The sequence below is a fragment of the Streptomyces sp. NPDC107528 genome, from assembly GCF_055639295.1.
The window spans coordinates 198,104-217,945 of record NZ_JBVKAV010000002.1 but is presented as its reverse complement, the minus strand read 5'-3'; the positions used below and the strand labels follow the sequence as shown (position 1 = coordinate 217,945).

At 71.7% G+C, this 19,842-nt stretch carries 17 protein-coding genes and 3 tRNA genes; 13 read left to right on the top strand and 7 right to left on the bottom strand.

Annotation, left to right across the window (positions count from 1 at the left end):
* Window positions 1–36: 36 nt before the first annotated feature.
* Entirely contained in the window at window positions 37–1,134 is a 1,098-nt protein-coding gene (locus tag ACZ7L5_RS06045; protein WP_471514807.1) for a hypothetical protein, read from the top strand.
* A 44-nt stretch (window positions 1,135–1,178) separates the two neighbouring features.
* Here the strand turns inward: ACZ7L5_RS06045 and ACZ7L5_RS06040 are convergent, their stop codons facing one another.
* Entirely contained in the window at window positions 1,179–2,069 is an 891-nt protein-coding gene (locus tag ACZ7L5_RS06040) for an ATP-grasp domain-containing protein (RefSeq protein WP_471515817.1), read from the bottom strand.
* Between the two features lie 181 nt (window positions 2,070–2,250).
* On the opposite strand from ACZ7L5_RS06040, the gene ACZ7L5_RS06035 reads away from it, so the two are divergent.
* Window positions 2,251–3,312, top strand: coding sequence for a MerR family transcriptional regulator (locus tag ACZ7L5_RS06035; RefSeq protein WP_471514805.1), 1,062 nt, complete (start codon window positions 2,251–2,253; stop codon window positions 3,310–3,312).
* 21 nt (window positions 3,313–3,333) lie between these two features.
* Here the strand turns inward: ACZ7L5_RS06035 and ACZ7L5_RS06030 are convergent, their stop codons facing one another.
* Window positions 3,334–4,047 (bottom strand): FadR/GntR family transcriptional regulator, encoded by a 714-nt coding sequence (locus ACZ7L5_RS06030; protein WP_471514803.1) that lies wholly within the window; start codon window positions 4,045–4,047, stop codon window positions 3,334–3,336.
* A 184-nt stretch (window positions 4,048–4,231) separates the two neighbouring features.
* On the opposite strand from ACZ7L5_RS06030, the gene ACZ7L5_RS06025 reads away from it, so the two are divergent.
* The 5 genes from ACZ7L5_RS06025 (at window position 4,232) to ACZ7L5_RS06005 (ending at window position 10,545) form a co-directional block, all read left to right on the top strand.
* Window positions 4,232–5,596 (top strand): SLC13 family permease, encoded by a 1,365-nt coding sequence (locus ACZ7L5_RS06025; RefSeq protein ID WP_471514801.1) that lies wholly within the window; start codon window positions 4,232–4,234, stop codon window positions 5,594–5,596.
* Window positions 5,597–5,648: 52 nt separating this feature from the next.
* Window positions 5,649–7,094 (top strand): acyl-CoA synthetase, encoded by a 1,446-nt coding sequence (locus ACZ7L5_RS06020; protein ID WP_471514799.1) that lies wholly within the window; start codon window positions 5,649–5,651, stop codon window positions 7,092–7,094.
* A complete protein-coding gene (locus tag ACZ7L5_RS06015; RefSeq protein ID WP_471514797.1) occupies window positions 7,087–8,427 on the top strand; it encodes a carboxyl transferase domain-containing protein in 1,341 nt (446 codons plus the stop codon). Before ACZ7L5_RS06020 ends, ACZ7L5_RS06015 begins: the two co-directional genes overlap by 8 nt.
* A gap of 393 nt (window positions 8,428–8,820) precedes the next feature.
* Window positions 8,821–9,855, top strand: coding sequence for a rod shape-determining protein (gene mreB / locus ACZ7L5_RS06010; RefSeq protein WP_362382581.1), 1,035 nt, complete (start codon window positions 8,821–8,823; stop codon window positions 9,853–9,855).
* Between the two features lie 378 nt (window positions 9,856–10,233).
* A complete protein-coding gene (locus tag ACZ7L5_RS06005; protein WP_471514795.1) occupies window positions 10,234–10,545 on the top strand; it encodes a DUF1876 domain-containing protein in 312 nt (103 codons plus the stop codon).
* Here the strand turns inward: ACZ7L5_RS06005 and ACZ7L5_RS06000 are convergent.
* Both ACZ7L5_RS06000 and ACZ7L5_RS05995 read right to left on the bottom strand, forming a co-directional pair.
* On the bottom strand, window positions 10,542–11,240 hold the full coding sequence (locus ACZ7L5_RS06000) for a response regulator (protein ID WP_471514793.1): 699 nt from the start codon (window positions 11,238–11,240) through the stop codon (window positions 10,542–10,544). The genes ACZ7L5_RS06005 and ACZ7L5_RS06000 overlap by 4 nt on opposite strands.
* Window positions 11,237–12,928 (bottom strand): sensor histidine kinase, encoded by a 1,692-nt coding sequence (locus ACZ7L5_RS05995; RefSeq protein ID WP_471514791.1) that lies wholly within the window; start codon window positions 12,926–12,928, stop codon window positions 11,237–11,239. Before ACZ7L5_RS05995 ends, ACZ7L5_RS06000 begins: the two co-directional genes overlap by 4 nt.
* Before the next feature lie 145 nt (window positions 12,929–13,073).
* On the opposite strand from ACZ7L5_RS05995, the gene ACZ7L5_RS05990 reads away from it, so the two are divergent.
* From ACZ7L5_RS05990 to ACZ7L5_RS05970, 5 genes are all read left to right on the top strand, one after another.
* Window positions 13,074–14,036: a Bug family tripartite tricarboxylate transporter substrate binding protein gene (locus tag ACZ7L5_RS05990; RefSeq protein ID WP_471515815.1), complete on the top strand. Its 963-nt coding sequence runs from the start codon at window positions 13,074–13,076 to the stop codon at window positions 14,034–14,036.
* Window positions 14,033–14,572, top strand: coding sequence for a tripartite tricarboxylate transporter TctB family protein (locus ACZ7L5_RS05985; protein ID WP_471514789.1), 540 nt, complete (start codon window positions 14,033–14,035; stop codon window positions 14,570–14,572). The genes ACZ7L5_RS05990 and ACZ7L5_RS05985 overlap by 4 nt, the downstream gene beginning before the upstream one ends.
* A 7-nt stretch (window positions 14,573–14,579) precedes the next feature.
* Window positions 14,580–16,082: a tripartite tricarboxylate transporter permease gene (locus tag ACZ7L5_RS05980; protein WP_471514787.1), complete on the top strand. Its 1,503-nt coding sequence runs from the start codon at window positions 14,580–14,582 to the stop codon at window positions 16,080–16,082.
* A gap of 49 nt (window positions 16,083–16,131) precedes the next feature.
* The gene (locus ACZ7L5_RS05975) at window positions 16,132–16,527 is read left to right on the top strand and encodes a universal stress protein (protein WP_471514786.1); all 396 of its coding nucleotides are present in this window, start codon (window positions 16,132–16,134) and stop codon (window positions 16,525–16,527) included.
* A gap of 622 nt (window positions 16,528–17,149) precedes the next feature.
* Complete coding sequence (locus tag ACZ7L5_RS05970) at window positions 17,150–18,889, top strand: VanW family protein (protein WP_471514785.1); 1,740 nt, start codon at window positions 17,150–17,152, stop codon at window positions 18,887–18,889.
* Between the two features lie 46 nt (window positions 18,890–18,935).
* On the opposite strand, the gene ACZ7L5_RS05965 is transcribed toward ACZ7L5_RS05970, so the two are convergent.
* The 3 genes from ACZ7L5_RS05965 to ACZ7L5_RS05955 all read right to left on the bottom strand — a co-directional run bounded on the left by ACZ7L5_RS05965 (window position 18,936) and on the right by ACZ7L5_RS05955 (window position 19,341).
* Window positions 18,936–19,012: transfer RNA gene (locus tag ACZ7L5_RS05965), tRNA-Ile, on the bottom strand.
* Window positions 19,013–19,190: 178 nt separating this feature from the next.
* Window positions 19,191–19,263 (bottom strand) — tRNA-Asn (locus ACZ7L5_RS05960).
* Between the two features lie 5 nt (window positions 19,264–19,268).
* A tRNA-Asn gene (locus ACZ7L5_RS05955) sits at window positions 19,269–19,341 on the bottom strand.
* A gap of 159 nt (window positions 19,342–19,500) precedes the next feature.
* Between ACZ7L5_RS05955 and ACZ7L5_RS05950 the strand changes: the two genes are divergently transcribed.
* Entirely contained in the window at window positions 19,501–19,809 is a 309-nt protein-coding gene (locus ACZ7L5_RS05950; protein ID WP_362382565.1) for a YtxH domain-containing protein, read from the top strand.
* The last annotated feature ends 33 nt before the right edge of the window (window positions 19,810–19,842 follow it).

Here is a 19,842-nt window from a genome sequence, read left to right as displayed (position 1 = left end):
ACCGCCGGTCGACGACGACCGCGGGGGAAGCGGGGGATGGTGTCGACCGACAGAGCACGCCCGGTCATCGCGATAGTCGGCAGCGTCGAGCCGGGCCGCACGTACTCACCCGGGCTGAAACACCCCGAGGCCGCCCCGGCCGCCTGCCGCGAGCTGGGCCGTCAACTCGCGCTGGCCGGCTACGACCTCGCCGTCTTCTCCGCCAAGCCCAGATACATCGAGTACGACGTCGTCCAGGGATACGCCCAGGAAGTGGACGGCGCGGGCGTGGTGTTCCTTCACGTACCCCGGCACCAGGACCACGACTTCGGGCTGCCGGAGGGCAGTGCGGCGGAAGTGCGGGTGGTCCGGGACACCGGCCCGGAGTGGGAGGTCTCCTTCTACCGGACGCTGCTGGCCAGTGACGCCGCGTTGCTCGTCGGCGGGGGCCAGTCGACCCGGGTGGCCGGGGTCATCGCCATGGCTCAGCGCGTTCCGCTGCTGCCGGTCGCCGCCTTCGGCGGCGGGGCGAGCCAGGTGTGGGCCAACCTGGACAAGGTCCGCAACGACACCACCGACGACGACATCGTTCTCCTCGGACAGGACTGGCGGGCCGACTCCGCGCGCCGGCTCGTCCGGTGCCTGGACCATCAGCGGCTGCGCCGCACGGACTGGCAGCGCGAACGCGACCGGAGCGAGCGCCGGTCCCTGCTCTCCGCCGGCCTGGGTACGGTCGTTGCCCTGCTGTTACTGGTGTGCTCGCTGCTGGGCTTCGTGCTCGCCGGGGAGCCCGGCCCGGCGACCGGCCGCCGGCTCGGGGTGCTGGTGGTGACGCCGTTGCTGGCGGCCATGGCCGGTGCGGTGATCCGCAGTTCCTTCGAGACGGCCGGTCAGTGGCCGAGAGCGGCGGTGCGCGGGCTGGGCGCAGGGGTGGTCTCCGTCCTGCTGTACGTGGCGTCCCAGCTACTCACGGTGCCTTCCCTGCTGGACGAACTGGACGTGCGCAGGCTCCTGTTCTTCACGCTGCCCCTCGGATTCAGCGCCGGTTTCACCTTCGACCTCGTCTTCGAGCGCCTGCGCTCGGGAGCGGCCCCCGATCCCCCCGCGCTGCCGGGCGGGCCCCCGCCCGGGCCCGGCCCGGCCGACCGTCCCTGACCGGCGGCCGCAGGACGCGTCCGACGGGCCCGTCCGGCGTGGTCTCACCGAACCGCGGCCGCGAGAATGGCCTCGACAACCCCCGGCACCGACCCCGCATGCAGCGACAGGAACAGATTCGGCTCGACGAGTTCCAGCTCCATCACCCGCGGCTGCCCGCCCGGCCCGTCCTCCCCGTCGACGAGGTCCACGCGCGCGTACAGCAGCTCGGCGGTGTGCGGTACGGCGGCCAGGGCGCGTTCGGCGACGGTGAGTTCGGCCGGGGTCGGGGTCCAGGGTTCGAGGCCGGGATGGGCGACCTTGCGCTGGTCGTACGGCGTGCCGGGGGTGAGGACGGCACCCTTGCGGCTTGCGTGCAGCAGGCGGCCACCGAAGAACTGCAGGGCCCGCTCCCCGCTGACGTCGATGCCCTTCACATACGGCTGCACCATCGCCGTGAGCCCCTCGGCGTGCATGCGCGCGAGGTGCCGTACGGCCGTGTCGTGCTCGTCGGGCGTGTACCGGGCGGCGAAGCGGGCGCCGGCGCCGGAGGTGGGCTTGATGACGTACTCGTCGTCGAGGGGGAGGTCGGCGGCGCTCGGGGTGCCGCCGGGCGCGAAGTAGCGGGTGGGCACCACGGGCACCCCGGCCTCGGCGAGGTCGCCGAGGTAGCGCTTGTCGGCGTTCCAGCGGACCACCTCGGCGGGGTTCGCGAGCCGGGTGGCCTTGCCGCAGCTGTCCGCCCACGCCAGGAACTCGGCCGCGCGCCAGCTGTAGTCCCAGGTGGAGCGGAGCACGGCGAGGTCGTACCCGCCCCAGTCGGCCCGCTCGTCGTCCCAGTACACGGACTCCGCCTCGGCCCCGGCCTCCCGCAGCGCCCGCACCAGCACCGGGAGGTCGCGGTCGACGCTGACCTCGGGGCCGGGACGGCAGGTGACGAGGGCGATGCGGGCCACGATGGGTTCCTCCGGGTCGGACGCGGGCGGGACGGCGGGCAGCACGGCAGGTAGCACGGCTGTGCGATGCGCAGGCTAACAAGCGCGTCCCGGACAGCGCTCCCGGAACCGGGGCGGGCCGCTTGACCTTCACCTTCGGTGAAGCCACAGCATCGGTGCCGAGGAACCGGAGGGGATCGGAATGCGCGAGGACATGCTGACGATCGGGGCCTTCTCGAAGGCCTGCCGACTGTCGCCGAAGGCACTGCGGCTCTACGACGAGCTGGAGCTGCTGAAGCCGCGGCGGGTCGATCCGGACACCGGGTACCGGTACTACGCCGTCGACCAGCTGGAGCGGGCGCGCCTGGTGGCGTGGCTGCGCCGGCTCGGCATGCCGCTGGTCCGGATCCGTCAGGTGTGCGCGCTGCCGGCGGCCGACGCCGCCCGCGCGATCCGTGCCTACTGGGCGCAGGTCGAGGCGGAGACGTCGGTACGGCGGGATCTCGCCGCGTTCCTCGTGGACCAACTCGTCGCAGTACCGAGGAAGGACACCACCATGCTGGAACTCCGCTACGCCGCCCACTCCGACCGGGGCCGGACCCGCCCCGCCAACCAGGACACCGCCTACGCCGGCACCCGGCTGCTCGCGGTGGCCGACGGCTTCGGCCCCGCGGGCGTCCCCGCGAGCAGCGCGGCGGTGGAGGCGCTGCGTTTCCTGGACACGGCCGAACTCCCGGCGGGCGACGTCCTGAACCTGCTGGAGGAGGCGGTGCGGGGTGCCACGGAGGCGGTCCGGGACGCGGTGGACGGCGCCGATGACGCCGGTACGACTCTGACGGCACTGCTGTGGACGGGATCCCGCCTCGCCCTGGTCCACATCGGTGACTGCCGCGCCTATCTCCTGCGCGACGGTGCCCTGTTCCGCGTCACCGAGGACCACACGGTGGTCCAGTCGCTGATCGACGAGGGCCGGCTGACACCGGAGGAGGCCACGAGCCACCCCCAGCGCTCCCTGCTCCTGAAGACCCTCTCCCCGGCCACTCCCCCGGACCTGCGCCTCCGGGACGCCGAGCCCGGCGACCGCTATCTCCTCTGCTCCGACGGCCTGTCCACGGTCGTCCCCGACGCCCGTATCCGCCATCTGCTCACCACCGCCCCCTCCCCCGACATCGCCGTACACGCCCTGATCGACGCGGCGAACGAGGCGGGCGGGCCGGACAACGTGAGTTGTGTGGTGGCGGACGTGGTGGAGGGGGCGGCCTGATCGAACGCCGGGCCGGACAACCTACGGTTCCCGCTCCTCCTCCGGCTCCCAGTCCAGCAGCCGCACTTTCGCCACCGTACGGACGTGCCGCCGCATCGCCGCTGCCGCCCGGCCGGGCCGCCGGTCGGCGATCTCGTCCAGGATGGCCTGGTGCTGGGCGAGGGAGCGGGCGGGGCGGTGCGGCTGGCGGAGCGACTCCGTGCGGCTCTCGGCGATCTGGTCGGCGATGGAGCGCATGAACTCGGCGAGGATGCTGCTGTGGGCGGCGGCGGTGACCGCGGCGTGGAAGAGGCGGTCACCCTCCACGCCGTGACCGTCGCCCTCGATCTCCTCGGCCATGTGCGCGAGGGCCGCCCGCATCGCCGCGAGGTCCTCGTCCGTACGGCGTTCCGCGGCCAGTTCGGCGAGTTTCGTCTCCAGCGCCTCGCGGGCCTCCAGGACATCGGGGAGGCGTCGCCGGCGCTCGACCAGCTTCTCGACCGGCTCCACGTCGAGGCTGTCGCGGACCAGGTACGTGCCGCCGCCGTGCCGCGCCTCCACCAGGCCCTGGACCTCCAGGACCACGATGGCCTGCTTCACCGAGGCCCGGCTGACGCCCAGCCGCTGTGCCAGGTCCCGTTCGGGCGGCAGCCGGTCACCGGCCCGCAGGCCCCCCTCGGTGACGTATTGACGCAGCCGGTCGAGCACCTGCTCGTACAGTCGCTGCTTGGCCATGGGGCGCAGAGCGTCGGTCACGGGCTCCCCCTCTCGCCGGGAGCGTAACACCGGCACCCCGAGTGGACGAGTGGCTGAGCCAATTCATGCGCGACCTCTTGACGCGCCCGCCGAGCACGCCCACGCTAACCAGCCAGGCGCCCCGATTGGCTCAGCCACTCGTCCACTCATTCCCTTCGCTCGGGACCCAACGACGGGAGCCCGCATGTCCCCCGAACTCATTTCGATCCTCGTCCTCGCCGTGGTGTTCGTCATCGCCACCACCCGCTCGATCAACATGGGCGCACTCGCCTTCGCGGCCGCCTTCGCCGTCGGCACCCTGGTCGCCGACCTCGACGCGGACGGCATCTTCGCCGGCTTCCCCGGCGACCTCTTCGTCGTCCTCGTCGGCGTCACGTACCTCTTCGCCATCGCCCGCGCCAACGGCACCACCGACTGGCTGGTGCACGCCTCGATCCGGCTCGTCCGGGGTCGGGTGGCGCTCATCCCCTGGGTGATGTTCGCCCTCACCGGCGCGCTCACCGCCATCGGTGCCGTGAGCCCGGCCGCGGTCGCGATCGTCGCGCCGATCGCGTTGAGCTTCGCCGCCCGCTACGGGATCAGCCCGCTGCTGATGGGCGCGATGGTCGTGCACGGCGCCCAGGCCGGCGGCTTTTCGCCGATCAGCATCTACGGCTCGATCGTCAACGGCATCGTCGAGCGCGAGAAGCTGCCGGGCAACGAGGTGGCGCTCTTCCTGGCGTCCCTGGTCGCCAACCTCGTCATCGCGGCGGTCGTGTTCGCCCTCTTCGGCGGGCTGAAGCTGTGGGCGCAGGGGGCGGTGGCAGTGTCGGAGGAGGAGGACAGGACCTCCGGTGGCGGAACCTCACCCGCCGGTACCCCCACCACCCGCACCACGACCACCGGAACCACCACCACCGGAACCACCGCCACCGCCGTCGCCGTCCGCCCCGAGGCGCCCCCCGCCGCCCACCTCACCCCCGCCCGAGTCGCCACCCTCCTCTCCCTGGTCGCCCTCGTCGTCGCCGTCCTCGCCTTCGATCTGGACGCCGGTCTGACCGCGATCACCCTTGCCGTCGTCCTGAGCACGGCGTGGCCGGCGGACAGCCGTACCGCGGTCGGCGAGATCGCCTGGCCGACGGTGCTGCTGATCTGCGGTGTCCTGACGTACGTCGGTGTGCTGGACGAGATGGGCACCATCACCTGGGCCGGCGAGGGCGTCGGCGGCATCGGCGTGCCGCTGCTGGCCGCCGTCCTGCTCTGCTACATCGGCGCGCTCGTGTCGGCGTTCGCCTCGTCCGTCGGCATCATGGGCGCACTCATCCCGCTCGCCGTGCCGTTCCTGGCGCAGGGCGAGATCGGGGCGGTCGGCATGGTGGCGGCGCTCGCGGTGTCGGCGACCGTCGTGGACGTGAGCCCGTTCTCGACGAACGGCGCTCTGGTGCTGGCCGCGGCCCCGGATGTCGACCGTGAGCGTTTCTTCCGGCAGCTGATGGTGTACGGAGGGATCGTGGTGGCGGCGGTACCCGCTGTGGTGTGGCTGGTGCTGGTCGTGCCCGGCTGGGGGTAGGTCGTGGGACGGCAACACTCGGTGTCCGTTGAACAGTTAAGGAGTACGACGCGTGTCCTCTCTCTTCCCGGCCCTGACGGCCGGTCCGGCGGGGCGGGTTGCCCTGCGGTTCGGTGACCGGGCCCTGACGTACGCGGAGCTCTCCGCCGCGACCGGCGCCCTCGCGGGCCGGATCGCGGGTGAGGCGCGGGTCGCCGTGTGGGCGACACCGACCCTGGAGACCGCTGTCGCCGTGGTCGCGGCGCTGGAGGCCGGGATCGCCGCCGTACCGCTCAACCCGAAGTCGGGCGAGAAGGAGCTGGGGCACATCCTGTCCGACAGCGCGCCGAGCCTCGTACTCGCCGCGCACGGCGATGAACTACCGTCACCCGTCGGTAAGTTGGCGCGAGTGGACGTCGACGTACGGGCCGCCGCCGCCCGGCCGGCCGAGCGGGCCACCGAGAGCGACCCGGCCCTCGTCGTCTACACCTCCGGCACCACCGGGCCGCCCAAGGGCGCGGTCATCCCCCGCCGGGCGATCACCGCCACCCTGGACGCGCTCGCCGACGCCTGGCAGTGGACCGGCGACGACACCCTCGTGCACGGCCTGCCCCTGTTCCATGTGCACGGACTGGTCCTCGGCATCCTCGGCCCGCTGCGCCGCGGCGGATCCGTGCGCCACCTGGGCCGGTTCGACACCGAGGGGGTCGCGCGCGAGCTGAACGACCGCGCGACGATGCTGTTCGGCGTGCCGACGATGTACCACCGCATCGCCCAGGCGCTCCCCGAGGACCCGGGGCTGGCGCAGGCGCTCGGCAAGGCCCGGCTCCTGGTCTCGGGCTCGGCCGCGCTCCCCGTGCACGACCACGAGCGGATCACGGCAGCGACCGGACAGCGGGTCGTCGAGCGGTACGGCATGACGGAGACGCTGATGAACACCAGCGTCCGCGCGGACGGCGAGCCGCGGCCCGGGGCGGTGGGCGTGCCGCTGCCAGGTGTGGAGCTGCGGCTGGTGGAGGAGGACGGGACACCGATCGCGTCGTACGACGGCGAGACCGTGGGCGAGATCCAGGTGCGCGGCCCGAACCTGTTCACCGAGTACCTCAACCGCCCCGACGCCACGGCGTCCGCGTTCACCGAGGACGGCTGGTTCCGCACCGGCGACATGGCGGTGCGCGACCCCGACGGGTACGTCCGGATCGTCGGCCGCAAGGCCACCGACCTGATCAAGAGCGGGGGTTACAAGATCGGGGCGGGGGAGATCGAGAACGCGCTCCTCGAACACGCGGGTGTCCGGGAGGCCGCCGTCACCGGCGAACCGGACGCCGACCTGGGCGAGCGGATCGTGGCGTGGATCGTCCCAGTGGACCCTCAAGCACCGCCGGACGCCGATGAGTTGGCTGATCACGTCGCCGCCCGCCTCGCCCCGCACAAGCGTCCGCGCCGGGTCCACTACCTCGACGCCCTCCCCCGCAACGACATGGGGAAGATCATGAAGCGGGCCCTGGCCCATGACTGAGCGGCGCCCGTCGGCACGCGAGACGATCGCGCTGGTCGCCGACGAATCCACGTTCACCGAACTCCCTTACCCGGCAGGGGACTCCGGGCCGGACGGCCCCCTCGGCTGGCAGGGCTACGACGCCTCACGCGCGCGTGCCGCCGAGCGCACCGGCGAGGCGGAGTCCGTCGTCTGCGGCACCGCGAGCGTGGCAGGCACCCGGGCCATGCTGCTGGCCTTCGAGTTCGGCTTCCTCGGCGGCTCGCTCGGCCGACGCACCGGGGACCGGCTGGAGTCGGCGTACGCCCATGCCCGCGCCCACCGTCTCCCGGTCGTCCCGCTGGTCGCCACGGGCGGCAGCCGGATGCAGGAGGGCATGTTCGCGCTGACCCAACTCCAGCGCGTGGCACGGCAGTCGACGCTCACCCGGGAGGCCGGGCTGGCGCAGATCGCGGTCCTCCGGGACCCGACGACCGGCGGCGGCTGGGCCACCCTGGGCGCGGGCGCCGACGTGACCCTCGCCCTGCCCGGCGCCCAGGTCGGCTTCGCGGGCTCCCGGGTCCGCCCGCCCGACGCCGATCCGACGGCATACACGGCTGAGGCGCAGGTGGCGGCGGGGGCGGTGGACGCGGTCGTCCGGCCGCAGGTGCTGCGGGCGGAGCTGGGGCGGTGGCTGCGGCTGCTGGCGGGGCCGCCCGCGCAGGAGGCCCCGGTGCCCCACGCCCTGGGTTCGCCCGGCCTGCCGGCCACCGGCTGGGAAGCGGTCCGACGGGCCCGCGCACCACAACGCCCGCGCGCCGGGGCGTACTTGGACGCCTGCTTCACCACCCGCGTCACGATCAGCGGCGACCGCTGCGGCGGCACCGACCCCGAGGGCATCCTCTGCGGCTTCGGCACCCACGACGGCCGTACGGTCGCGTACGCCGCCCAGACCGGCACCGCCACCCGCCCCGCCGGCTACCGCACCGCCACCCGCCTGATCCGCCTCGCGGACCGGCTCGGCATCCCGGTGCTCACCCTGGTGGACACCCCGGGCGCCGCCAACGACGCGGACGCGGAGCGGCAGGGGGTCGGCGCGGCGATCGCGGACCTGTTCGCCGCGGTGGCCAGCGCCCGCGTCCCGATCACCACGCTGGTCATCGGCGAGGGCGGCTCGGGCGGCGCGCTGGCACTGGCGGCACCGGGCAACACCTGGGCGACGCCCGACAGTTACTTCTCGGTGATCGCGCCGGAGCCGGCGGCGGCGATTCTGAAGCGGCGGGCGGCGGAGGTGGAGGCGACGGCGGATCAGCTGCGGATTCGGCCACAGGACCTGGTGGAGCTGGGGGTGATCCGGGGGGTCGTGGAGGGGTAGGGGGTGGCGGGGGCGTCGAAAGTCGGGGCGGGAGGGCGGGAGGGGGCGGAAACCGGGACAACCCGGATCGACGGCCGCCGAGGTCACCGCCGCCCGGCAACTGGACCTCCCCGTCATCGGCTACGCCGACTCCCCCGCCGCCGAGCGACGCCTCCGCAAAGCCGGCTGCGACGTGATCGTCGACTCCCTGCGCCCCATACTCGACGCGGCCCGCTCCCTGTGACCCGACACACCGACCTGACCTCCCATCAGAAACAAAAACCCCCATTCAGCGGCACCCCACCCGGCCCCCTCCAGAAGGCGGCCCCCTCCCTGCGGCACGCACGATCGAGGTCACGGAGGCCCGCCACCCAACCCGGCGGACCCACGGTCTGCGCTCTCGGGAGGACCCCCATGACCGCCACACTGGAGCAGCTGCGCCGCTGCCATTTCGCCGTCGACCTGGGGGCTGCCAGGACCCGCGTCTACGTGAAGGGCGCCGGACTCGTCGTCGACCAGCCCTCAGCCGCCGCCGTCAACACCCGCACCGGCGCCCTCATAGCGGTGGGCGAGTTCGCGGAGAAGATGACCGGCCGCACCCCGGACTACATCCGCGTCGTACGGCCCGTCTCCGGCGGCACCGTCGTCGACATCGAGATGGCGCAGCGCATGCTGCGGCACCTCCTCGGCGACAAGATGCGCCGCGCCCTGCGCCGCAAGCCCTTCCTGCGCGCCGCCGTGTGCACGCCGCACGACGCCGACCCGCTCGCCCAGCGTGCCGCGATAGAAACCCTGGTCGGTCTCGGGGCCAGGCGCGTCGAGCTCGTCGACACCCTCATCGCCGCCGCGGTCGGATGCGGTCTGCCCGTCGAGCAGCCCGAGGCCAGCATGATCATGGTGTGCGGGGCCGCCGCGACCGAGGTCGCCGTGCTCTCCCTCGGCAGCATCGTGACCGCGGAACGCATCCGCGTCGGCGGCGAGGCGGTCGACCACGCGATCGTGCAGCACCTGCGCCACCAGCACGAGCTGATGCTGCCCAGCCAGAACGTACGGCCCCTGCAGCTCGCCCTGTCCGGCAACGGGCTGACCCCGCAGGGCCCGGCCTCCACCGAGATCCACGGCCGGGACGTCTGCACCGGCCTCGCCCGCTCCGTCCAGGTCGACACCGCCGCCGTGCGGGACGCCATCCAGACCCCCCTCACGGCCGTCCTCGACAGCATCGGCAAGGTGCTGCGGGACTGCCCGCCGGACCTGGTCGCCGACCTCGCCGACCGCGGGATCATGATGGTCGGCGGCAGTGCGCTGCTGCCCGGGTTCGACGAGATGCTGCGCCAGGCCACGAGCATGCCGGTGCACATCGCCGAGCGCCCCGACGTCTGCGCCGTACAGGGCCTCGGCACCATGCTGGAGGGCAAGATCGAGCCCTTGGAGCTCGACCCGGCCACCTGAGTCGGTACGGCTGAGTCAGTAGGGCCGAGTCAGTACGGCAGAATCCGCCCCGAAGGAGTGCGCCGGTCGATCTCGCCCCTCGTGTCACGGGGAGCGGCAGGCCGGCGGGTGACACGAACGCGAACGTGGGTCTGGCGGTTCATGGCGCCCTCCTCGTATCCCGGGTCCGTTGCGACCAGCCTTCTCTCCGCAACCTTTCGGCACATCGTGCCCACGGAGGCACTTGTCATGCCTCCGCGGCAGGAGCGGGTGCGTGCCGGGGTACTTCCTTGGGAGGAGGGCACCCCTGGGGGAACTCGGCGACCTGCGACGGTCCGGCCCGGCAAAACGGGCGCACTCTCGTCAGTGGGGTCCCCAACCCGTACGGAAGTGATCTCGATGGAAGACAAGCACTGGACCGTCCGGATCCACATCACCGAGGACGGCGACGACACCCGCGCCGAAGCGGTACTCACCGCTCAGGAACCGACCACTCAGGACACGCCCGAGGACATGAGGGCCGTCACCGGCCGGGGCATGGCCCACCGCAACCCGGTCGACCGGCCCGCCCCCGAGATCGGCGACGAGCTCGCCGCGAGCCGCGCTCTGCAGGACCTGGCGATCAGGCTGCACGATCTCGCCTCCGACGACATCGTCCAGCTGGCGGGCCCGGTCGATCAGGACGGCAGCCGGGCGTGGGAGCGGCCCTAACCGTCCAGCCAGCTGTACCGCCGCTCCGGACGCCCCGCGTGCCCGTACCGCAGGGACACCTCCGCCTGCCCCGTGACGCTGAAGTGCTCCAGGTACCGTCGGGCGCTGACCCGTGAGACCCCGAGGCGGGCCGCGCACTCGGCGGCGGAGAGGCTGCCGTCGGCGGTGCGCAGCTCGCGTTCGATCAGTTCGGCGGTCTCCACGCTCATGCCCTTCGGCAGAGTGGCCGAAGTGGCGGACGGCGCCGCGCCCCTCGCCAGCGCCCGGTCCACGTCGGACTGCCCGCTGACCACGGCCGCGTACAGGTTGCTGCGCCGCGCGGCGTACTGCTCCAGCCGGGCCCGCAGGTCCTCGGCGTCGAACGGCTTGAGCAGGTAGTCCACGACGCCCTGGCGTACGGCGCCCCGGACCGCGTCCGACTCGCGGGCCGCGCTGATCACCATGACGTCGCAGTCGTGCCCGGCGCTGCGCAGCCGCGGGATGATCTCCAGGCCGAACATGTCGGGGAGGTAGAGGTCGAGCAGGACGAGGTCGGGCTGCAGCTCGGCCACCGCTGTGAGCGCCTGCTCCCCGCAGTTCGCCGTGCCGATCACCCGGAACCCGTCGACGTGGTTGACGAATCCGCGGTGGATCCGCGCCACCATGAAGTCGTCCTCCACGATCAGCACGTCCAGTGGGTCCGGTACACCGGTCATCGGGCTCCCTCCGTCACTCGTACGGCCGGCCGGCCGACGGACATCCGGGCGGTGAACATGGCCCCCGCCTGCGTGTTGGTCACCGACACCTCTCCACCCCGGCGTTTGCACACCAGCCGGGTGAGCGCCAGGCCGATCCCCCGGTCGCCGCCCTGCGCGGCCTTGGTGGTGAACCCGTGCGAGAACACCTCCTGCGCGAGCTCCGGAGCCACGCCCGGCCCCGAGTCCCGTACGACGATCTCCACGCTGGAGGCGTCCTGGCGCAGTTCCACCTCCACCCAGGCCTCGTGGTCGTCGTCCCCCGCCCTGGAACCGCTCGCGGCGGCGTCGACCGCGTTGTCCACGAGATTGCCGAGTACGGTCGCCACGTCCGCGGAGTCCGTCGGCTCCAGCCGGTCAAGTGCCGTGCGCTCGGAGATCTTCAACCGCACCTTGCGCTCCGCGGCGAGCGCCGACTTGGCCATGAGCAGCGCGGCGACGGCCCGGTCGCGGACCCGGCTGGTGAGGTTCAGGTCGAGCGACTCGCGGTGTTTGCGCAGGGCGCGGACGTACCGTACGACCTCGTCGTGCTCGCCGATCTGGATGAGCCCGGAGATGGTGTGCAGCTGGTTGGAGAACTCGTGGGCCTGTGCGCGGAGCAGCTCGGTGGTGCTGCGGAAGGAGCCCAACTCCCGTTCCAGCTGGGCGAGTTCGGTGCGATCCCGCAGGGTCGTGACCGAGCCGAGGCGGCGGCCGTCCTTGGTGACGTCCATCCGGTTCATCACCAGGACCCGGCCCCGGCGTACGACCACCTCGTCGCGCCGCGCGAGATCGCCGGGCTCCCCCTCGGGCGCGGTCCCGGCCAGGACGTCGTACAGCCGCCCCTCGATCCCGAGGTCGGCCAGGCTCATCCCGACGCAGGCCTCGGGCAGGTCCAGAAGTCTGCGGCCGACCGAGTTGACCAGCGTGAGCCGCTGCTGCGGGTCGAGGGCCACCACGCCCTCGGCGATCCCGAACAGCATCGCCTCCCGGTGTTCGGCGAGCCCGGCGATCTCGCGCGGCTCCATGCCGAAGGTCTGCCGTTTGATCCGCCGGGCCAGCAGCCAGGAACCGGCCACCCCGAGGACGCTGGCGACGCCGAGGTAGACCAGCAGATAGGACGAGGCGCCCACCAGCCGCTGCCCCACCGACGGCGAGGCCCGCCCGATCATCACCGTGCCGAGGTGGTCTCCGGCGTTGCCCAACTTCGCGCCGAGCACCGGCGCCTGGGCCACCAGCTGGATGACGCCGCTCACCGGCAGCTCGCCGGACCAGCCGCGGCCCCCGGCGACCTGCGGGCCGTCGGACGGCATGCGCGTGCCGACCAGCGTGGGGTCGGTGGCGGCGACGATCTTTCCGTGCGCGTTCGCCACCGCGGCGGACGTGACACCGGACCTGGTCAGCGTGGACTGGAGGAGCGGGGCGAGCATCTCGGCCGGAGCGGGCCGCACGAGCTGGGTGCGCACGAGGGGGTTGCCCGCCATCTCCTCGGCGAGCGCGGTCACCCGGCGTCCCTCGACGCGGTCGAACGTCGCCTTCGACTGCGCCAGCGACACCGCGGCCACGGCGGCCAGCACGATCACGACAATGGCGAGCTGCCATACGAGCAGCTCGCCGGCGAGGGTCTGACGCCGCTGTTTTCGGGACGGTGACCGTGACGCTATGACCACTATGAACTCAACCTTCAATGGTCACACAACCGAGACGGGGTGTCTCAGGAACCGCACAATCATGGCGCCGGAACGGGCCGAGCGAAAGAGATGAGCCATGAGAACTCGACGAGCCGCACTTGTCGGAGCACTGGCCGCCGTGTCGATGATCGCGGTCAGCGCCTGTGGCGCGACCGCCGACAAGGAGGAGTCCGGAAGTGGGAGCGGGTCCGGCAAGCCCGTGACCGGCCTCCGGCTCATGGTCCCCAACACCCCGGGCAGCGGTTACGACCTCACCGCCCGCACCGTCTCCCAGGTCATGCAGGACACCAAGGTCGCCTCCGGCATCCAGGTGTTCAACCTGCCCGGAGCCAGCGGCACCGTGGGCCTGCAGCGCCTGGTGAACGAGAAGGGCAACGGCAAGATGGCCATGCAGATGGGCCTCGGCGTCGTCGGAGCCTCGTACACCTCCAAGTCGAAGGCGACGCTGACCGACACCACCCCGGTCGCCAAACTGATCGAGGAGGCCGGCGCGATCGTCGTGCCGAAGGACTCCCCGTACAAGACGATGGACGACCTCGTCACCGCCTGGAAGAAGGACCCCAAGAAGCTTGCCGTGGGCGGTGGTTCGTCGCCGGGCGGCCCCGACCACCTCCTGCCGATGCAGCTGGCGAAGGCGGTCGGCATCAAGCCGAAGGACGTCAATTACGTCTCGTACGACGGCGGCGGCGAGCTGCTTCCGGCCATCCTCGGCAACAAGATCGCCTTCGGGGCCAGCGGTTTCGGTGAGTTCCTCGACCAGATCGAGGCCGGGCAGGTGCGGGTCCTGGCGGTGACCAGCGAGAAGCCGATCGACGCGCTCAAGGACGCCCCCACCCTCAAGGACTCCGGCATCGACCTGGTCTTCACCAACTGGCGCGGCATCGTGGCCCCTCCGGGCATCACCGACGAGCAGGAGCAGACCTGGGTCGACGCGATGACCAGGATGCACGACTCCGACGAGTGGAAGGCGCAGCTGGAGAAGAACGGCTGGGTCGACGCCTTCGCCACCGGCGACGAGTTCGGCGCCTTCCTGACCGAGCAGGACAAGGCGGTCGCCGACCTGCTGGCAGAGCTCGGGCTGGCATGAGCTCCGAGGTGAAGGACGAACGGACCGCGGAGGACTCCCCTCCGCCCCGGGAGGGCGGGGACCGCGCACAGTACGGCGTGTGCGTGTTCCTCGCCCTGCTGGGCACCGCGGTGATCGTGGACGCCCTCGGCATCCCGCACATCACCAGCGGCACCGACCCGGTCGGCCCGCGCGCGGTCCCGCTGATCCTGGGCGCGCTGCTGGTACTGCTCGCGGCGCTGTACGCCGTCGACGTGGCCAGGGGTGGCCGCGGTGAGCCGGAGGCCGGCGAGGACGTCGACCTGTCGGGCGGCAGCGACTGGCGCACCGTGGCCCTGCTGGTCGCGGTGTTCGTGGCGAACGCGCTGCTCATCGAGCGGCTCGGCTGGGTGATCAGCGGTGCCCTGCTCTTCTGGGGCACGGCGTTCGCCCTCGGTAACCGCCACTACGTCCGCAACCTGCTGATAGCGGTCACGCTCTCCCTCACGACCTTCTACGCGTTCGCGATCGGCCTCGGCGTGAACCTCCCCGCCGGTGTCCTGCAAGGAATCCTGTGAGGCCGCGATGGACAACCTGAACAACCTCATGCAGGGCTTCGCGGACGTCATGGCCCCGCTGAACCTGCTGCTCGCCCTGGTCGGCGTGGTCATCGGCACCGCGGTCGGCGTCCTGCCGGGCATCGGCCCGGCGATGACGGTGGCCCTGCTCCTGCCGGTCACCTACGGCATGGAGCCGGTGCAGGCGTTCATCATGTTCGCCGGCATCTTCTACGGCGGCATGTACGGCGGCTCGACGACGTCGATCCTCCTCAACACCCCCGGCGAGTCGTCGTCCGTGGTCACCGCGATCGAGGGCAACAGGATGGCGAAGGCGGGCCGCGCGGCCCAGGCCCTCGCCACGGCGGCGATCGGGTCCTTCGTGGCGGGCACGATCGGCACCCTGCTGCTGGTCCTGATCACCCCGTTCGTGGTCGACTTCGCGGTCAGTCTCGGCGCCCCCGACTACTTCGCGCTGATGCTGCTGGCGTTCATAGCGGTGACGTCGGTGCTGGGCTCGTCCCGCATCCGGGGCTTCATCTCCCTCCTCCTGGGCCTGACGATCGGCCTGGTCGGCATCGACTCGGTCTCCGGCCAGCAACGACTCACACTCGGCATACCGCAGTTGGCCGACGGCATCGACGTCGTCGTGGTCGCGGTCGGCATCTTCGCGGTCGGCGAGGCCCTGTGGGTGGCCGCACACCTGCGCCGCAAGCCGGCCGAGGTGATCCCGGTCGGCCGCCCCTGGATGGGCCGGGACGACTGGAAGCGCTCATGGAAGCCGTGGCTGCGCGGCACGGCGTACGGCTTCCCGTTCGGCGCACTGCCGGCCGGCGGCGCCGAGATCCCGACCTTCCTGTCGTACGCCACCGAGAAGCGGCTCACCAAGCACCCCGAGGAGTTCGGCAAGGGTGCGATCGAGGGCGTGGCCGGCCCCGAGGCCGCGAACAACGCGTCGGCGGCGGGGACGCTGGTCCCGATGCTGGCGATCGGCCTCCCGACCAACGCCACGGCGGCCGTGATGCTGGCCGCCTTCCAGTCGTACGGCATCCAGCCCGGGCCTCTCCTCTTCGAGCGTGAGGCGAGCCTGGTCTGGGTCCTGATCGCGAGCCTGTTCATCGGCAACCTGCTGCTCCTGCTCCTGAACCTCCCCCTCGCCCCGGCCTGGGCGAAGCTGCTGCAGATCCCGAGGCCGTACCTGTACGCGGGCATCCTCTTCTTCGCCTCGATGGGCGCGTACGCGGTCAACGCCCAGCCCCTGGATCTGTTCATCCTCCTCACCCTGGGCCTCCTGGGCTTCGCCATGCGCCGCTTCGGACTGCCGGTCCTGCCGCTGATCGTCGGCGTGATCCTGGGCCCGCGTGCGGAGTTGCAGGGCCGCCGCTCCCTCCAGCTCTCCGGCGGCGAGTTCTCGGGGCTGCTGGGCGGCCCGGTGTCGTACACGGTCTACGCGGCGATCGCGCTGGTCCTGGCGTGGCCGCTGATAGGCAGGTTCGTCGTACGTCCTCTGCGCGCGCGCAGTGCCGCGTGAGACTTCCTGAGACATCGCCTGGGACTTCCTGAGACATCTGGAGATCGAGATGACCATCCTGGTCGGCTACGTCCCCTCACCCGAGGGTGAGGCGGCCTTGCGCGCGGGGATCGGCGAGGCCCGGCGGCGCGGAGAGAAACTGCTGGTGGTGAACACGACCCGGGGCGACGCGTATGTGGACCCGCGCTTCGCCCAGGAACCCGACCTGTCCCATGTGCGCGAGGACCTCGCGGCGCTCGGCGTCGACTTCGACATCCGGCAGGTCCTCGGCGCCCGCGACGCCGCGGCGGAGATCATCGACATGGCGGAGACGATGGACGCGTCCCTGGTCGTGATCGGCCTCCGCCGCCGCAGCGCCGTCGGCAAGCTGATCATGGGCTCGGCGGCGCAGCAGATCCTGCTGGGGGTGGACTGCCCGGTCCTCGCCGTGAAGGCGGAGAGCTAGCCGAGGACGCGGCGAACCCTCGGCTGATCGTTCGCCGCGACGGCACCCGGCCTTGTCTGCGCCGCGTGGCAGTGAGGCCGGTAGGCCTGACCTGCACGCGGCGCGACCCGCAGGAACGCACCCGCCGCAGGCCAGCGCGGGTGCGTTCGCCCGGGCCCGACCGGAACGTGCCGCACATCGCCCGGAACACAGCCACCCCGCACGCCCCGGCCGCAACGCACCCGTCACCGCCCCGCACGCCTGCGATCCCCCACACCGCCCACCCCGACAGCAGCGCCACCCGACCACACGCCGCGCACCCACCCCCGACCCGCCCAGCCACCCCCGCACGCCCCGGCCGCACCCACCCGCCACCGCCCCTGCCCTGTGCGATGCCGCACACCCTTCGCCCGAGCCGCACCGGGGACACGACCAGGCGCGACGCGTTCCGTCGCCCGTCGAGGGGGGTCCGTCGGGGCCGTCCGTATGCCCGTGGGCGGGACACGGGCGTGATCCGGAACATACGTGTCCTGGGACATATACGTTTTCGCCCGATTATGGCTAGCTGGATGTGTTTGCCTCGCGCCCAGCGACGCGTCATCCGACCCGCCGCCGTCCTGTCGATCGTCCGCCCGGGAGACCCATGCGCCTGCGCGCCCCCTCCGACCCTCCGAACGCCTCACCACCCCGTATCGCGTCCATCCCGCCCCTTGCCCTGGCCGGCGGCGCCCTGGCCCTGGGTGTCGGTGGGCTGTATGTCGCCGGGCTGCTGATCGCGGGCGGGGACATAGACGCCGGGACGACGGTGCGCGGCGTGGACATCGGGGGCCTGAGCCGCGCGGCGGCCATCGAGAAGCTGGAGCAGCGGCTGGGGCCGGCCGGCTCGCGGGACCTGCCCGTGACGGTCGGTGACGGCAAGGGCACGGTCGATCCACGACAGGCCGGCCTGACCTTCGACTTCGGGGAGACCGTCGACCGGGCGGCCCGCACCCACGACGCCGATCCGTTCACGGTGATCGGCGGCCTCTTCCGGTCGGGCGGCACCGTCGATCCGGTCGTGGACGTCGACGAGGACAAGGCCCACGCCGCCCTCGGAAAGCTGGCGAAGTCCCTGGACCGGAAGGTCCGCGACGGCGCCATCACCTTCACCGACGGCCAGGTCCACCAGGTCACGCCGCACAACGGCTACGCCCTGGACAAGGACGCAGCGATCGACCCCCTGCGCACGGCCTTCCTGAAGGGCGGGACCGACGCGGTCACGACCCTGCCCACCAGCGAGACCAAGCCCAAGGTCACCGACCGGGAGATGCAGCGAGCGGTACGCGACTTCGCGCGCCCGGCCATGTCGGCGCCGGTCACCCTCGTCGCGGCCGGCCATCGCTTCACGATCGACCAGCCCGTTCTCGGCGAGTACCTGACGATGCGCCCGGACGACGGCGGCCGGCTCACCCCGAGGCTGGACGCCAAGGGCCTGCGGGCCGACCCCGAGGTGGACCGCCCGCTGTCCGTGCTGCCCAGCACGGCCCGGAACGCCGACCTGCGCCTCGTCGGCAACAGGGTCGCGGTGGCCGAGGACGGCCGGGCCGGTCACGTGATCACCGACAAGGCGCTGAGCAAGGCCGTCATGCCGCTGCTCAGGAGGACCGGCGCCGCCCGCAGCGGCGAGATCGCCACGCACGTGAGCGAGCCGCAGGTGACCCGCGACAACGTCGAACGGCTCGGCCTGCGCGAGCGGATGTCGTCCTTCACCGTCAACTTCGAGCCGGCGCCGTACCGCACCCGGAACATCGGCCGCGCGGTGGAACTCATCAACGGCTCCGTCGTCATGCCGAACAAGACCTGGAGCTTCAACCGCACCGTCGGCGAACGCACCGAGGCCAACGGCTTCGTCGACGGCGTCATGATCCTGAACGACGAGTTCCACAAGGCCCCCGGCGGCGGCGTCTCCGCCGTGGCGACGACCATGTTCAACGCGATGTTCTTCGCGGGGGTCGACCCCGTCGAGTACGGCGCCCACTCGTTCTACATCGAGCGCTACCCGGAGGGCCGCGAGGCGACGGTCGCCTGGGGCAGCCTCGACCTCAAGTTCAACAACGACTCCGGCAACGCCATCTACATCCAGGCCGAGTCCACCGACACGTCCGTCACCATCACCTTCCTCGGCACCAGGAAGTACGACGAGATCGGCTCGATCACGGGACCGCGCACCAACGTGGAGGAGCCGGCGAAGAAGGTCAGCACCGACAAACAGTGCGTGCCGCAGACTCCGTTGGAGGGATTCGACGTCACCGTGCAACGGGTGTTCGTCGCCGACGGCCGAGAGCTGAAACGAGAGCCGTTCCGCACCCACTACAAGCCGCGTGACGAGATCGTCTGCGAGTGAACTCCCGGCAACGGGCTGGTCGCATCGTTTCTGCGCGAATGGTGCGTGGTGGGGCGGGTGGGACTCGAACCCACGGCCGACGGATTATGAGTCCGCTGCTCTAACCGGCTGAGCTACCGCCCCATAGCGGCGTGTCGCGTACATGTGTGCGCGCCGTCTGCCGCAGCATAGCCGCTCATACGATCTCCTGCTTCGTATGGTCGACTTCGCATGCCCTCAAGGACTCCCCCACGACCTGCACGGTTCCCGTGACAGGTGATCACACATGAAAAAGGACCCCATCGGGGTCCTCTTCAGCATGCTCCCCCGACTGGACTCGAACCAGTAACCTGCCGGTTAACAGCCGGCTGCTCTGCCAATTGAGCTACGGAGGACCGAGCTCCCCCGACTGGACTCGAACCAGTAACCTGCCGGTTAACAGCCGGCTGCTCTGCCAATTGAGCTACGGAGGAATGCCTCGTTTGCATCGAACGTACCTACCTGGGTATTCGCCAGGGGGCGTGCGCTCGCTGCGACACATACATTAGCGCAAGCAGGGGGGTGCTCCGCCAATCGGTTCCCCCCGGCGCCGACGCCGCACCAGGGACCTACGCAAGGGAAGGGTGGCCGCCATGCGCTACCGACTCACGTTCGTCATCGGACTCGCCGTCGGTTACGTCCTCGGCACACGCGCCGGACGCGAGCGCTACGAGCAGCTCAAGAAGTCCGCGCGCCAGGTCGCGCAGAACCCCGCCGTCCGCAACACCGCGGAGACGGCGGCACAACAGGGCCGCGTCTTCGCCGGCAAGGCGTACCACACGGTGAGCGACAAGATGGGCGACCGCGTCCCCGAGTCCGTCGCCCAGCGGGTCCGCTCCCTGCGCGAACGCAGCGCCCACAACGGAGGCGCGGAGGACGACTGGGGCACCAGCAACACGTAACGGACATGGCGATGCGTGTGGGATCGGGGCCTC